This window comes from Paenibacillus sp. J22P165, assembly GCF_059692015.1.
This window is the reverse complement of record NZ_JCAUAP010000007.1, coordinates 94,391-108,279: the sequence shown is the minus strand read 5'-3', so window position 1 is coordinate 108,279 and position 13,889 is coordinate 94,391. Positions and strand designations below refer to the sequence as shown.

Annotated in this window: 14 protein-coding genes; all 14 read left to right on the top strand. The window is 39.9% G+C overall.

Annotated features, from left to right (window positions below; genetic code table 11):
* Nucleotides 1-10: 10 nt before the first annotated feature.
* The 14 genes from AC58QM_RS17860 (at nt 11) to AC58QM_RS17795 (ending at nt 13,822) form a co-directional block, all read left to right on the top strand.
* On the top strand, nt 11-898 hold the full coding sequence (locus AC58QM_RS17860; RefSeq protein ID WP_497286241.1) for a fructose bisphosphate aldolase: 888 nt from the start codon (nt 11-13) through the stop codon (nt 896-898).
* Between the two features lie 234 nt (nt 899-1,132).
* Nucleotides 1,133-1,717: a hypothetical protein gene (locus AC58QM_RS17855; RefSeq protein ID WP_497286239.1), complete on the top strand. Its 585-nt coding sequence runs from the start codon at nt 1,133-1,135 to the stop codon at nt 1,715-1,717.
* A 121-nt stretch (nt 1,718-1,838) separates the two neighbouring features.
* Entirely contained in the window at nt 1,839-2,567 is a 729-nt protein-coding gene (locus AC58QM_RS17850) for a GNAT family N-acetyltransferase (RefSeq protein WP_497286237.1), read from the top strand.
* A gap of 71 nt (nt 2,568-2,638) precedes the next feature.
* Entirely contained in the window at nt 2,639-3,433 is a 795-nt protein-coding gene (locus tag AC58QM_RS17845) for a Cof-type HAD-IIB family hydrolase (RefSeq protein WP_497286235.1), read from the top strand.
* Between the two features lie 38 nt (nt 3,434-3,471).
* Nucleotides 3,472-4,284 carry a class I SAM-dependent methyltransferase gene (locus AC58QM_RS17840; RefSeq protein ID WP_497286233.1) on the top strand — a complete coding sequence of 271 codons (813 nt, stop codon included), beginning with the start codon at nt 3,472-3,474 and terminating at the stop codon, nt 4,282-4,284.
* A 390-nt stretch (nt 4,285-4,674) separates the two neighbouring features.
* Nucleotides 4,675-5,025 (top strand): hypothetical protein, encoded by a 351-nt coding sequence (locus tag AC58QM_RS17835; protein WP_497286231.1) that lies wholly within the window; start codon nt 4,675-4,677, stop codon nt 5,023-5,025.
* Nucleotides 5,026-5,239: 214 nt separating this feature from the next.
* Complete coding sequence (locus AC58QM_RS17830; RefSeq protein WP_497286229.1) at nt 5,240-5,791, top strand: GNAT family N-acetyltransferase; 552 nt, start codon at nt 5,240-5,242, stop codon at nt 5,789-5,791.
* Between the two features lie 155 nt (nt 5,792-5,946).
* Entirely contained in the window at nt 5,947-6,522 is a 576-nt protein-coding gene (locus AC58QM_RS17825; RefSeq protein ID WP_497286227.1) for a hypothetical protein, read from the top strand.
* Between the two features lie 181 nt (nt 6,523-6,703).
* Nucleotides 6,704-7,330, top strand: a complete 627-nt coding sequence (yqeK, locus tag AC58QM_RS17820; RefSeq protein ID WP_497286225.1) for a bis(5'-nucleosyl)-tetraphosphatase (symmetrical) YqeK — start codon at nt 6,704-6,706, stop codon at nt 7,328-7,330.
* Between the two features lie 68 nt (nt 7,331-7,398).
* Entirely contained in the window at nt 7,399-7,938 is a 540-nt protein-coding gene (locus AC58QM_RS17815; RefSeq protein WP_497286223.1) for a P-loop nucleotide/nucleoside kinase family protein, read from the top strand.
* A gap of 290 nt (nt 7,939-8,228) precedes the next feature.
* A complete protein-coding gene (locus tag AC58QM_RS17810; RefSeq protein ID WP_497286222.1) occupies nt 8,229-10,559 on the top strand; it encodes a helix-turn-helix domain-containing protein in 2,331 nt (776 codons plus the stop codon).
* A gap of 198 nt (nt 10,560-10,757) precedes the next feature.
* Nucleotides 10,758-11,717: an ABC transporter permease gene (locus tag AC58QM_RS17805; protein WP_497286220.1), complete on the top strand. Its 960-nt coding sequence runs from the start codon at nt 10,758-10,760 to the stop codon at nt 11,715-11,717.
* An 18-nt stretch (nt 11,718-11,735) separates the two neighbouring features.
* Nucleotides 11,736-12,617 carry a carbohydrate ABC transporter permease gene (locus AC58QM_RS17800; RefSeq protein ID WP_497286218.1) on the top strand — a complete coding sequence of 294 codons (882 nt, stop codon included), beginning with the start codon at nt 11,736-11,738 and terminating at the stop codon, nt 12,615-12,617.
* A gap of 62 nt (nt 12,618-12,679) precedes the next feature.
* Nucleotides 12,680-13,822, top strand: a complete 1,143-nt coding sequence (locus AC58QM_RS17795) for a mandelate racemase/muconate lactonizing enzyme family protein (RefSeq protein ID WP_497286216.1) — start codon at nt 12,680-12,682, stop codon at nt 13,820-13,822.
* Nucleotides 13,823-13,889 lie beyond the last annotated feature (67 nt).

The following is a 13,889-nucleotide window of genomic DNA, read 5'->3' as shown; positions in this document are numbered from 1 at the left end:
AACTCCGTACATGAACAAGAAGCAAATGGAACGAATTCAGACTGGTCAAGGGTTCATTGCAGCGTTGGATCAAAGTGGAGGGAGTACACCGAAGGCACTACAGCAGTACGGCATCGAGGCAAATCGCTTTTCTGGCGATGAGGAGATGTTTGCGCTGGTCCATGAAATGAGGACGCGCATTATCAAGAGTCCTGCGTTTGATGCACAATACATTATAGGTGCCATTCTTTTTGAGAACACGATGGACCGGAAGATCGATGGGCTGTTGACGGCCGACTACTTGTGGGAGAAGAAAGGTATCGTGCCATTTTTGAAGATAGATAAGGGGCTGGCAGAACTAGAGGACGGCGTGCAGGTGCTAAAGCCGATGACCGATTTGGAAGGTTTGCTCCAGCGTGCGGTTGAGCGCAACGTCTTCGGAACTAAGATGCGTTCGGTCATTCACGAGGCGAATCCGCAGGGGATTCGCAGGGTAGTTGAACAGCAGTTCGAGCTGGGCAAACAAATTTGGTCCGCAGGACTTGTCCCCATTATCGAGCCCGAAGTCGATATTAACATCATCGACAAGGCGGAATCGGAACGGATATTAAAAGCCGAAATCTTCAACCAGCTATTCGCTCTTGAGCCTGATATGTCCTTTATGCTGAAGCTCTCAATCCCAACCGAGGATAATTTCTATAGTGATCTAATGGACGAGCCACATGTCGCTCGGGTTGTCGCACTGTCAGGCGGATATGAAAGGGAAGAAGCCAACGAACGGTTGGCTCGGAATCACGGCTTGATCGCTAGCTTCTCTCGTGCATTGGCTGAAGGTTTGTCAGATCAACAATCGGATGAACAGTTCAACGAGATGCTGACTCGTTCCATTCGGTCTATATACGAAGCGTCGATCTCCTAAAGATGACGATAGCGAGCCCGTGATTGTAGATGCGGGCTTTTTTTGCTTGAAGGCGTATTGCCTGTTCAATCACTTCGAACCAAGTGAGAAGCATTACACCTTTTTTATAATATTCCTCGATACAATACGTAACGGCAGTCTAGTGCTAATAGAAATTTTTGGGATTTATGAAACATTTGGATATAAGCATCGTCTTAACCTTAAAGTACTTTACACATGTAGGGGTTGAGCTGTTTGAAGTTAAAAATCTGTTTGTCTTTACTAATAGTTAGTCTTATATTTCTTGTTTTCCTCAAAAATGATGTGAATGCATTATCTTGTGGCAAGGTAGCTGATGATCCTAAGGTGCGACTGGAGACTTTCGGAGGAGCCGTATATGGCGAAGTCATTCAGATTAAGGGTGATATCAAGCAAAAGGGTTTGATCGGTCCTAAGGAGTATGTTAATTACATACTGGTTGATGTTGAAAGAAGCTGGAACTTGGAGGTTCCTTCACAAATCATTGTGGCAACTGATTATACGTGGGGATTTCCGTATGAAAAAGGAAAATCATACTTACTTTACACGCAAAATCTCGACGGAGAGTTAGTGAATAGTCCTTGTTCTCCAGTTAAGGAAATACAGTCACTTAATCAGATAGACAAGCAATTAGGTGAGGGAAATGCTCCAACAAAACAGGTGAATGTAGCATATAAAATGTGGTTTATGATGGATAAAGACTATGATGTATTGATCTTGGGTGTCATTTTGATAGTGTGCATTCTGCGAATTGTATGCTATTTCAAAAGACGCAGAAGAATGAAGGTAATTGATAAGTGACACATAGAAGGCAAGCTGAAGCCGAAAGTAAGAATTGCTAAGCAATCATGATCACTTCATTGCGTATGTATAACTAATACGGTTTGTCGAGCAGATGGAAGTTCTTGTGGGGGTGTGTTACTTGGATGAAGAAACCAAATTCAACGTATATAAGGATTGGGCAGAGCGATTTGATTGTGACCTTACATCCATGACGATTCCGAACGTCATAGTTCGTGAACACGCTAAGAATTTGGAAGGATATAAGGGTATTTATTGCTTTTATAATGGAACGACTTGCATAATTTCGTCCCCCACTAAGTATACCTCGTTTTTAAAAAGGGCCATCAGTGGTAGACAGCCAATTGAAACATTTGATGCGAATTTTCTTGTAAAGTCAATTGAGATAGATAAGTACAAAATTATTGGTCCTGCATTTCAGGGATACATCGATAGGGCTTCATTTCTTGAAGCATCTTCCTTTGAAGTTGTAGAACTTGTTACTTCAGATCAACTATCGCTACTTCATGATTTACGTAAATCTTGCTCTGAAACAGAGTGGGAGCATAGCTCCATAGATATCAATAGACAGCCAATACTAGCAAGAATAACTGATGGAAAGATTGTAGCAGCAGGCTCTTGGGAAGTAGAGGAATCTGGTTTTCTAAGCATAGGTATTGTAAGTCACCCAGATTATCGAGGTAAAGGACACGCCAAAGCTGTTGTAAGTGCATTAACTAGAAAAGGGTTAGCAGATGGTTTCACGATGCATTATCAAACATTAATGTCCAATAGTTCGTCAGTAGCCATTGCTACATCGCTGGGATTTGAAAAGTTAGCTTGTACGTTGGCAATAAGGATTCTTGAGTAATAAAATGAACCTAGCATCTCTTCTAAAATCAGGGTATTATTGGAAAAAGCGCTTTGGAGGAGAGTTGGTAGATGTCGGACATACAGGCAATTGTTTTAGATTTGGACGGTACATTGCTCGGTAGTGACAAATCGATATCACCTAGAAATTATCAGACTGTTAAAAGATGTTTTGATGCTGGTATTCATATTATTGTTGCCACAGCACGACCTCCAAGAGCAGCTAATCCATTTGTGAAGAATTTTCCTTTTGTAGACTACTTGGTTTATTACAATGGTGCACTAATCATATGTAAGTCTAAGCAAACTCAACGGCACATTAGCATCCCAATGGAGATTAACCAACAGATTAACAATTTCATTGAGTTCCATGCACCTCAATCGGTAATTTCATACGAGGTTAATGACTCATGGTACACATGTACGCCAATTCAGGAATCGCAATTTGGTCATTTTGGTATCCGTTCAAATGATCCTAAACCGCTACTTGTTAATAAGGAATTTATTCGTTCACTATCCCCGACCAAAATATTGGTTCATGGTTACAACGAATGGCGAGATGTTATCGAGCAATTCGTCAACCATTTGAACGTAATCGCAACCGATGGAGGCGTATTGGTCCAAATCATGCAAAAATCAGCATCTAAAGAAGATGCAGTGGAATGGGTGCTTACTGATATCGGGGTGAAGCCAGAAAATGTAATGGTATTCGGTGATGACTTTAACGATTTAGGACTATTCCATACATGCGGATTTCCAATCGCTATGGAGAACGCGATAATTGAGTTGAAAAATTCGGCAAAACACATTACCGAATCAAATGATAACGATGGTGTTGCTGTTGCTCTTGAGAAATTTGTGGTGTAATTTACATGTAGTGAATCTTTTCTTGGGAGTGTGACCATATGGATAAGAATTCTGCTTATGGGAAAAGCATTATAGGCGGTAGTGAGGTTGGTGTCATCTCGGTCGACGACATGAATACGAGTGTTATCCATGAAACAAATAGCTTATTTTGGGATACAAAAGGAAATGATGTTATAGGAGCAACCTCGCTTCCTCTTTATGGTGCATTTGTCTCAGAAGAAAAATGCCAGCTTTTTGGTGATGTCACAGGAAAAAAGGTACTGGAAATAGGCTGTGGAAGCGGTCATTCATTGCAATATTTAGGGGAACGCAAAGCTTCTGAACTATGGGGTATGGATATATCAGAAAACCAACTCGAGAAGACAAAACAACATTTGACGGAGTTTGGTCTTTCGGCAAAATTAATCTGTTCTCCCATGGAAGAAGAATGTGGACTACCAGAGGATTATTTTGACGTTGTTTACTCGGTTTATGCAATAGGCTGGACCACTGATCTTGAAGGTACTTTTTGCCGGATTGCTTCTTACCTAAAAAAAGATGGTGTATTTATATTCAGCTGGTCTCACCCTATACACAAATGTGTTGCTGTAGAAGATAACTTGCTTGTTTTCAAAAAATCTTATTTCGATGAATCTTGGTACACGCTATCACTTGGCGGAAGTACGCTAACATTATCGGACCGTAAACTATCAACCTATGTGAATGCGTTGGCAAAAGCAGGATTTGTTATTGAGCAATTGATTGAGGAATCTGATGATGACATTTTGCAATCAAGGACTAGCAGTGACAATTTTGCAAAAAAAGCGAAGATGCTTCCTGTCACTTTTGTTATTAAGGCAAGAAAACGATAGGAGAACAATAGTTTGAGGGGCTTGCTTGACGGCAGCTCCTCTTTGTCATTAAAGTGTGAGCAGCTAAGTGCGGTGAAATACTAACAAATGCTTAGAATGGAGGATGAAATAATTGGATATTGCCTTAGCTTTATTATCCTTTTTCTTTATGTTGTTTTTCTTATGTACAATTCGAGCAATTCTAAACAAAGATAATAGTGACGTACTCATATTCACGACTTCAGTTTTTTTTGCAGCTATTCTCTATATTAGTGTAGTTATTTTCGCTCAGTAATGCTAGCGGAGAACGTTAATGGATTGTTGGCTCATGTATGGTCTCGAGGAACGATGTTTCAAACAAGCCATATTCGCTTTAATAGGAAGTAGTCTATAGGAGAAGGAGTGTTTGGAATGTCTACGATACATACACTTTACGCATCTGTATCCAACAAAAGTCTTGATAGCGAAGCTTCTAGGAATGAACAACTTGAAGTCCGCGGGACAGAGGAAGAACTCGAAAGGCTATCTCAAATGCTTGAACAACTTAGGCGGGACGATGAAGTAACACAATTCAGAGCACCCATTCCGTATAAATCTGCCGATCACGATGAAGCTACGGATCAATTTAATGAGGATCTATTCAAAATCTATCAATTAATCTACGATTTGGGAACTGACAAGACCAAGGCTCATATTCATGATATGAATATACTTAATAAACTGAAAAATAGTGATTACGAAGACCCCGGCTACGAGCGTTAATTGGAAAATACACCAAAACAAGCCTTTCGGCTTTACACTCATATTAATTGTGAATGCCTGAGAAATCAGGCTTTTTTTTATAGGGAGAATTTGTGTCTTCCTAGAGGCGGGAGAATGATAGAATATAATCATTAATTATATTGTCCAAACTTTTCCAATAAATTAAACTGATACAGTATCTTATTTACTAAGAAAAGAGAGGTTTTGATATCAAATGAAATTTGAAACATTTCCAGTTTTACATACTGAACGATTTATTTTGCGTCAGATGTCAATAGAAGATGCTCCAGCAGTATTAATCTCTTTTCTTGATGCTGAAGTAACGAAAGATATGGGCGAAGATCCGTTTAAAAGTGTTGAACAAGCTGAGGAACTGATTAATTTTATGAACAATCTTTTTAATACAAATAAGGCTATTCGTTGGGGAATTATTAGTAAAGAAAATAATACTTTAATAGGTACATGCGGATACAATGGTTGGGAGATTCATAGAGGTTCTCGTGGAGAAATCGCTTATGATCTTGGTAAAATACATTGGCGAAAAGGTTACATGACTGAAATTGTGAAATGTCTAGTTACTTTTGGATTTGAAACAATGGGACTATATCGAATAGAAGCATTTACGAATGTCGATGCTATGCCATCTATAAATTTATTGAAGAAAATTGGTTTCAATGAAGATGGCGTCCTTAGAGGGTATTCTTTTTCACATGGGGGTTATGTCGATAACCGTTGTTTTTCTATATTAAAAAATGAATGGAATTAATGGGAGTAAGCCATTGAGATCACCACAACACCGATAATTGAACCCACCGCACAAGTGACAACCAATACGAAGCAGGTAAGTTTCTACCTGAATAAGAGGCTGCCAGTATCATGGACACTGAACAGTTCTAAATGTTAGGAGTAGGAGGCGTTTGGATGATAGAATTCCTATACCATTATTTCGATGATTCCGTTGGCCCCTTTTGTAATTTATCTGATTTAGAGCCCGAAGAAGCTGAAAGAGTTCTCAATGATCTTCGTGTTCAGAAGAGAGGATTTGCGAGTAAAAGATCTATGGATTATCTTACGATTCGTCGAAGCCTTGAAAATAGAGCAAGGGAATTATTTATACAAAAAGGCGGCAAGCCTATTCGAAGCTATCCCCATTACATGACCGTAGGAGAGTGTCCGTGGCTCATAGAGTGGTTTGAAAAAGGTAAGGTGCTTCGAATCCCAATTACAGAATTTGACTCGTTGACTGTAAGTTTTACATATGGAGATTTGTTTCCAACCATGAGGTATCAAGATGGGAAGAAATATCGAGGTCAGGTGTATACGTTAAATGAGATTTATCAAGTAATTGATGAATTTGGATTGCCACAAGAATGGAATAATCAGGGGAAAAATGGACCGGAGAGGTACATCGAAGTACAAATTTGGGATGATAAACCATTAAACAATTTTCGCTCTGTAAAGGGACTTGATAATTTAGCTAATGCAAAGCAATTTTAGAGGTAGCCTCGGATTGGTGAGCTGTCGGAAATCTTTAGTTTAAATACAGCACCAGCGCAGGCAGCCGACATCGTGCGGCTGCCTTTTCCCCGCTAACGATCAAATCAGATTTGAACTTTTTTCCACTTCCTGGAGTCTTTTTGAAGAAAGTCAAAAGAAATAAAAACTTGGGGGGACTTGTGTGAGCAAAATATATGAAAGTTACACTAAAGGCATAACTTTTACAGGAGAGATGAAGAAAGATATTGAACGATTTCTTGTTATTCATAATGAGCATGATACCTACCAGCATACTATTTCTGTAGCTGATGAAGCAGTTCGAATAGCAAAAAAGTTCAACTTAGATAATGATCTCGCATCCCAAGCAGCTTTTCTTCATGATATAAGTAACGTGATTCCTGCAACTAGTATGATGAGTATAGCTGAGAGTTCAGGTATCGATATATTGGAAGAAGAGTACAGTTATCATCGGATTATCCATCAGAAACTTTCAAAGGACATGGCAATAAAGATATTTGGTTGCACGAATGTTATTGTACTAAATGCTATTGAATGCCATACAACTTTAAAAGCTAGTTCAAGTTTATTGGACAAGATTTTATTTGTCTCAGACAAGATTTCATGGGATCTTCCTGGAGAACATCCATACCAAGAAAAAATGAAAGAAAAAATTGAAATATTAGATTTGAATGGAGCAGTCCTTATTTACTTAAATCATGTGTGGGATCAGAGGAGCAAGTTGAAATTAGTCCATCCGTGGCTTATCGAAGCTAGAGAAGAGATGCTCGCTCTGAGCAAGCGGTTATAAGATCTTATTACTACTCTGAGTTGCCACTGATACCTTAGGTAAAAGATTGAAAAGGATGGAGGGATTGTATGTCTAAAATCATTCTATTTAGAGGAAGAGCTGGGACTGGTAAATCGACATTATCCAACGAACTATCAAAGAGAATCAATGTATCTGTGTTACATAAGGATGATATTTATGATTCTGTTGCTGCATTCGTTCCAGAGCATAGTTCAAGAAACAAAATCTGCTTTGATTTCCTTTATCGTTTCTTAGAGAACATAATCCATGCAAATACCGCGATAATACTCGATTACGGACTAAATAATATTGTGGATGTAAGGAAACTAGAAAATTGGATTACAGAAAGAGGCGGGGAATTAAAAACGATACATTGTATTTGCAGTGATGAGTTAACCTGGTCGGAAAGACTTGCTACTCGAAGCATCAGTCCCTTGCCTAACCAATTAATAACAAATTTAGAAGAGCTAAAAGAACACTATAAGGACCTTGGGCCAGAGAATTTTGAGGGAGAACTAATGATAGATACTGTTTTGAATAAAGATACAAATGTTGATAAAATCCAGTCTTTTTTGTTTAAGCTTGGCACAGTAGATTTCAACAGATAACTATAGTTTGATAGCATGAAGGAAGGATATTGAAATCAAAGGATCGGTAGCCTTCTATGCGTACTTGGCAGATTTCCATGGAAGGATATATGAGATAATACATAGAATTGATAAGTAGATGTAATTCATTAAATGGCGATAATGACGTATTCTGGATGATAAGAAAATTTAATGCAAAAAGAACTGGAGTGATGTAAATTAATGCAACTGTGATGAGGTGTTTTACTAAATTCTGGTGCTCCTTGATCTGATAAATAGATAGTATACTGCCAAGGGAGTGAAGAAGCGCGATGAATAAGCTACTGAGTAAAAGCAGGGGGACTATTTATTGGAAAAATTTAGGTATTGTTCTGCTGATTACCTGCATTCCGATTGCTGTTATTGGCGTCATTATTTATTATATTGGCACAGAACGGATAGAAACTGAAGTGAACAAAGCTCATCAGAATCAGCTCCATTCTTCGATCCAGCAATTGAATGATTATATGGCCAATCTGGAGCATTCAGTAGTGCGACTTGCTTTCGACCGGAGTTTGGACGAGACATTGAAGAAGTTGGATTTCGTACAAGAGTTCCAAACAACAAATGAACTTATGAAATCGTTTTCACTTATAACCGAATCGAATTCTCTTATTAACAGTGTAAGCCTGTACTTACGTGGTTCAGATAAGATTATCGGAGATGAGGCGGGGTTCCATTCTGTCCGAACAGATGAGGACCGTAATCTGTTGAACTCATTGCTGGATACAGAGCGAACGATTTATTGGAATTATTCATTAAAAAAGATAAATCTGCCAGACTCGCTAAATAAAGCGATCATTATTAAGCTTCCAGGTGGACAAATGTATGGTTCCTTCGGGATGTTCATTATTTACTTGGATCAAAATAAATTAAACACGATGGTTCAGAAACTCGTTTCAGGGGAAGGCGTCGCTTTTCTTTTTAATGAAAGTGGAGACTATTTAACAACGCTGCCAAGTCATGAAGACAGTCAAGAGTTACTGACGCTGGAAGATGCATTAAAGAGCCAAATAAGTGTACAAAATACCAATGAAAATATGTTTAAATTCGACTGGCATCATCAAAAATATAACGTATCGTATGGGAAGATATCCAAGCTAGGTAGTAAATGGACGGTAGTCTCTGCTACACCGATATCGCAAATCGTAGCTCCCGTTACTTCCTTATCGAAGCTTATTCTCTGGATTAGTGTGTTTGGATTGACCTTGGGGTTGGCACTGTCTTGGTTTGCTTCCAATAAAATATACGATCCCATTCATCGGTTGAAGAGTCTTTTTGAAAATTCCAGAAATAATAGGTTGAACGAAGAAGATGAAATTACCTATATCGAGCATCAATGGAGGATGCAGCTTCAAGTTGAGCAAGATCTTTCCATTCAGATTAAGCAATCGATACCTGCGCTTCGTGAGAGCTTTTTACTGCAATTTTTGCAAGGTAATTTGTACACGCATACAGAATCCGAGCTTATTCAGAAATTGAAGCAACTGGATTGGGATGTGTCATATAAAAGATTTGCCATAATGGTGGCGCAGTTTCACGGTATTTCGGAATTAGGCGGAAAATTTTCGGAGCGTGATGCTCAGTTGGTCACGTTTGCGGCTTCTAATATTATTAAAGAGCTAAGTACCGAGAAAGCAAACATGGTACATATCATTAACTTTCAGGATTTATCTATTGGTGTACTTTTTGTTCTAGATCCAAACAGTTCAGATGAAGCGATAAAAGCGAATTTCAACAAACTTGCTCACGACTACATCGTGGCGATCAATAATGTTCTGAATTTAAAGGTTACGATTGTGACTAGCCGAATATCCGATTCGATGAAGGACATACCCAAGATTTTGGAGGAGACGAGAAAAGCACTGCGGTTTCGTGATCATCATACATCTAATCAAATGTTGGATATGAGTCAGTTTATGTTGACGACGACGAGTCAGAATCATTTTCCTTTTGAGCTGGAAAGAGAGATTGTGCATACGGTCAGTATGGGACTTGAAGATGAGGCGATGCGTCTTATCAAGCAATTCATGCTTGAGCTGCAAAGCAATAATAGCGCTGAATTAATGGTTCACCAAGGGATGATGAAACTGCTCGGAACTATTCATCATGCGATTATTAAGCACGAATCAAACCTATTCGCCTTATATGGAGGGGTTCATCTCTACGAGCAGCTTATGCAGCTGTCCGAGCCTGACCAGATCGTGGAGTGGTTTCAATACAAGCTGATACGGCCCTTTGTTAAAACATTATCCATAACGTACGATAGCGATTTAAGGGAGATGGTAGATAATCTTATTGTGCAAATGCAGAAGGACATCTTACTGGATGTTTCGCTTGACATGTATGCGGATCAGCTGCAAATGAGCCCTTCCAAGCTGAGCAAAGTGTTCAAGCAAATCAGTGGAAATAATTTTATCGATACGATCGTTCGAATGAGAATAGAGAAATGTAAGGAGCTACTCGTTACAACAGATTTGAAAATCAATGATATCGCGGAGCAATTGCATTATCAACCGTCCTACCTGATACGCATGTTCAAAAAGAGTGAGGATATCACTCCCCGGCTGTATCGGGAAAAGCATACGCAATGGCAAGAGTGAAATTTCCGCTTATCGTTATCATCGTACAAAAGCCCTTTCTAACGTGTCTGAAGGGCTTTTTTTGTTCATTTCAAAAAAAGACGATAGCCGGAAATTTTTCGAGGCATAGTAATAATTTATTATTATTGCCCTCATTCGCCTAGTGCTTTACATTTAGGCCATCAGCTGATTACCAGTAATGGATGGGAGGATTGGTACATGGGTATCCAAGTGACGAAGGCAAATCAACGGCAACTTATTCAAAGAAAGACAAAGACTTCACTGTGGTCCGAATTCAAACGTGACAAGTACCTATATTTATTAGTTCTTCCAGGTGTCCTCTATTTTCTTATTTTCAAATATTACCCGATGTGGGGGCTGGTTATCGCCTTTCAGGATTATTCGCCCTATATGGGCGTGTTTAAAAGCACTTGGGTAGGCTTTGAGAATTTCGTTCGTTTTTTCACGAACCCTAGTTTCTTTATTTTATTCCGAAATACCATGATGATTAGTTTGTTGAGTCTGGTCTTTTTCTTTCCTCTTCCGATTCTTTTATCACTTTGTATGAATGAAGTAACGAACAAATATTTTAAACGCGTTATACAATCCATTGTCTACTTACCGCATTTTCTTTCATGGGTGATTATTGCAGGGATTACCTTTTTATTGCTTTCGCAAACGAATGGGATTGTGAATATGCTGCTCGAATATGCAGGCTTCTCCAAGATTGATTTTTTGACGAACGAAAATTTCTTCTGGGGACTGCTTACGGGTCAAAATATTTGGAAAGACACAGGCTGGGGAACGATTATTTTCCTTGCAGCCATTACAGGTATTGACTCGCAACTTTACGAAGCAGCGAAGATGGATGGTGCAAGCCGGATTAGACAAATGTGGCACATAACGCTGCCGGGAATTCGTAATGTCATCATTATCCTTTTAATTCTGCGCTTGGGACAAATTATGGATGTTGGTTTTGAACAAGTGTTTTTGATGAGCAATGGCGCAGTTGCCAATGTTGCCGACGTCTTCGAAACGTATGTATATCGAAATGGGATTCAACAAGGGCAATTCAGTTATACGACAGCAGCCGGTTTATTTAAATCAGTTATAGGACTTGTGCTAGTTGTTGGGGCTAACTGGCTGGCCAAACGTTTCGGCGAAGAGGGAGTGTATTAAGCCTGAGGAGGACATGCAATGAGAGAAAGCTTAGGTGACCGTATATTTGGCATAGCGAATGTCCTGCTGCTTGTAGTTGTTGGTATTGTTACGTTATTTCCTTTGTATTACGTATTCGTCGTTTCCTTTACAGAACCTAGTGAATACGTAGAGAAATATGGCTTTGTCTTGTTCCCAAGTAAGTGGAGTGTAGGTGCTTATGAGTATTTGCTTTCCACTTCCGCTTTCATTCGTGCGACCGGGGTTAGTGCTTTTCTAGCAACGGTGGGAACCATGTTAAGCCTCATTGTAACATCAGCTTTCGCATTCGGACTATCTCGAAAGCGACTGCGTGGAAGGAAAGCCATGATGATCATGGTGATGTTCACGATCCTTTTTAATCCGGGAATTATTCCCACCTATCTATTAGTCCGCGATCTGGGCCTCATAAACAGTGTATGGGCGTTGATTGTCCCTGTTTTGACCAGCGGCTGGTATGTAATCTTGATGAAAAGTTTCTTTGACTCCATTCCTGTAGAGTTGGAAGAAGCTGCAATGATTGATGGGTGTAACGACTTAAGCATCTTTTTCCGCATTATTTTACCACTTTCTGTCGCATCGCTAGCCGCATTTGGGTTGTTTTATGCAGTGGCCTACTGGAATACGTTCTTTAGTGCCGTGCTGTATATCAATGATTTTACAAAGGTGCCTTTACAAATTGTTCTGCGCAACATGCTCATTGACTCCGATACTTCTGTTGGCGGAGCCGTGGCGGTAGAGATGGCTTCGGACAAGCAGCTGCCTACTCAAACGATCAAGATGGCCGCTGTTGTCGTGTCTACGGTTCCCATTTTGTTGGTCTACCCCTTCTTGCAAAGGCATTTTACAAAAGGTGTGATGTTAGGTTCTGTGAAAGGATAATCAGAACGGATTCATCCAGCAGGCTTGACAAAAAATAGGATCATAAAGGAGATTAGGATAGAATGACTAACTTTGGGGACTTGGAAAAAAATTGGCGTATTGAGAAAATCGAGCAAGTGCTAATGAAAGGTGAACGTAGGAGATTGGCTGGCTGCAATGCTAGGCTTGGTGTACACGGAAAAGAAGTAAGCTTTCCTCTGGTTCGAATAACGATCGGGGGGATCACGGGTTACAGTTGGTCACGAATCTCTCGTGAAGCTGCTGAAGCCATGATTGGAGCATCCGTGAACGAGATATTTTGTGAAGAGCAATGGATTAAAGACCGTTTCCAAAGCATTCAATTCCCATTGTTGGATTGGCTTGCCAAAGTAAGAGAAATTCCCGTATATCAACTTTTGAGCCCTAAAAAGTGGGAATCTCCATTAACAGTTCCTTGCTACGATACCTCTTTATACTTCGACGATCTACATCTGAGTTCTGAAAAGGAGGCGGTTGCACTGCTCCAGGAAGAAGCCATGGAAGGATATAACGAAGGTTTCCGAGGTTTTAAAATTAAGGTAGGCCGTGGTGCGATGCATATGGATCTAAGGGAAGGTACCCAACGAGATATTGCGATTGTGAACGGGATAAGGGATGCCGTTGGTCCACAATGTAACATTTCTATTGACGCCAACAATGGGTACAATTTGAACCTGACCAAGCATGTGCTGAAAGAAACAGCTCAGTCCAACCTGCTGTGGATAGAGGAAGCTTTTCACGAAGATGATAGGCTTTACCGTAATCTGAAAGAGTGGCTGGCGGAGGAGAAATTGAACGTGCTGATCACAGACGGTGAAGGATATGCGGCAGGACCGATTGTGGAATGGGCGGAACAGGGCTTGATCGATGCTATTCAGTATGATTTGAAAGACTATGGCATTGTAAATTGGTTGAAATTAGCCAAAAGATTGGCTAAAAGCGGAGTAAAAGCAGCACCACACAATTACGGTGGTTTTTACGGTAACTTTGCTTCCGCTCAGGTATATCCGGCCATCGAAGGGTTTATGTTCGTTGAATGGGATGAGGCGCAGATTCCAGGTATCGATACTTCAGGTTATATCATTAAGGATGGTAAAATCTCCGTGCCTTCGACTCCCGGCTTCGGCTTACATATAGATGATTCGAATTATGAAAGCAAAGTTAGAGAATATGGCTGGACGGTGTAACTTAAAGTATGAAAGCACCAATCATGTAAGCGTAATCTAGGCAAGGTGAAACGGTCTATCAACTACA

What these genes read in the sequence shown, in the direction of transcription:
- AC58QM_RS17860 (WP_497286241.1), top strand. Translation starts at nt 11, where the DNA reads ATGAACAAGAAGCAAATGGAACGAATTCAGACTGGTCAAGGGTTCATT.
- AC58QM_RS17845 (WP_497286235.1), top strand. Translation starts at nt 2,639, where the DNA reads ATGTCGGACATACAGGCAATTGTTTTAGATTTGGACGGTACATTGCTC.
- AC58QM_RS17840 (WP_497286233.1), top strand. Translation starts at nt 3,472, where the DNA reads ATGGATAAGAATTCTGCTTATGGGAAAAGCATTATAGGCGGTAGTGAG.
- AC58QM_RS17835 (WP_497286231.1), top strand. Translation starts at nt 4,675, where the DNA reads ATGTCTACGATACATACACTTTACGCATCTGTATCCAACAAAAGTCTT.
- AC58QM_RS17830 (WP_497286229.1), top strand. Translation starts at nt 5,240, where the DNA reads ATGAAATTTGAAACATTTCCAGTTTTACATACTGAACGATTTATTTTG.
- AC58QM_RS17825 (WP_497286227.1), top strand. Translation starts at nt 5,947, where the DNA reads ATGATAGAATTCCTATACCATTATTTCGATGATTCCGTTGGCCCCTTT.
- AC58QM_RS17815 (WP_497286223.1), top strand. Translation starts at nt 7,399, where the DNA reads ATGTCTAAAATCATTCTATTTAGAGGAAGAGCTGGGACTGGTAAATCG.
- AC58QM_RS17810 (WP_497286222.1), top strand. Translation starts at nt 8,229, where the DNA reads ATGAATAAGCTACTGAGTAAAAGCAGGGGGACTATTTATTGGAAAAAT.
- AC58QM_RS17805 (WP_497286220.1), top strand. Translation starts at nt 10,758, where the DNA reads ATGGGTATCCAAGTGACGAAGGCAAATCAACGGCAACTTATTCAAAGA.
- AC58QM_RS17800 (WP_497286218.1), top strand. Translation starts at nt 11,736, where the DNA reads ATGAGAGAAAGCTTAGGTGACCGTATATTTGGCATAGCGAATGTCCTG.
- AC58QM_RS17795 (WP_497286216.1), top strand. Translation starts at nt 12,680, where the DNA reads ATGACTAACTTTGGGGACTTGGAAAAAAATTGGCGTATTGAGAAAATC.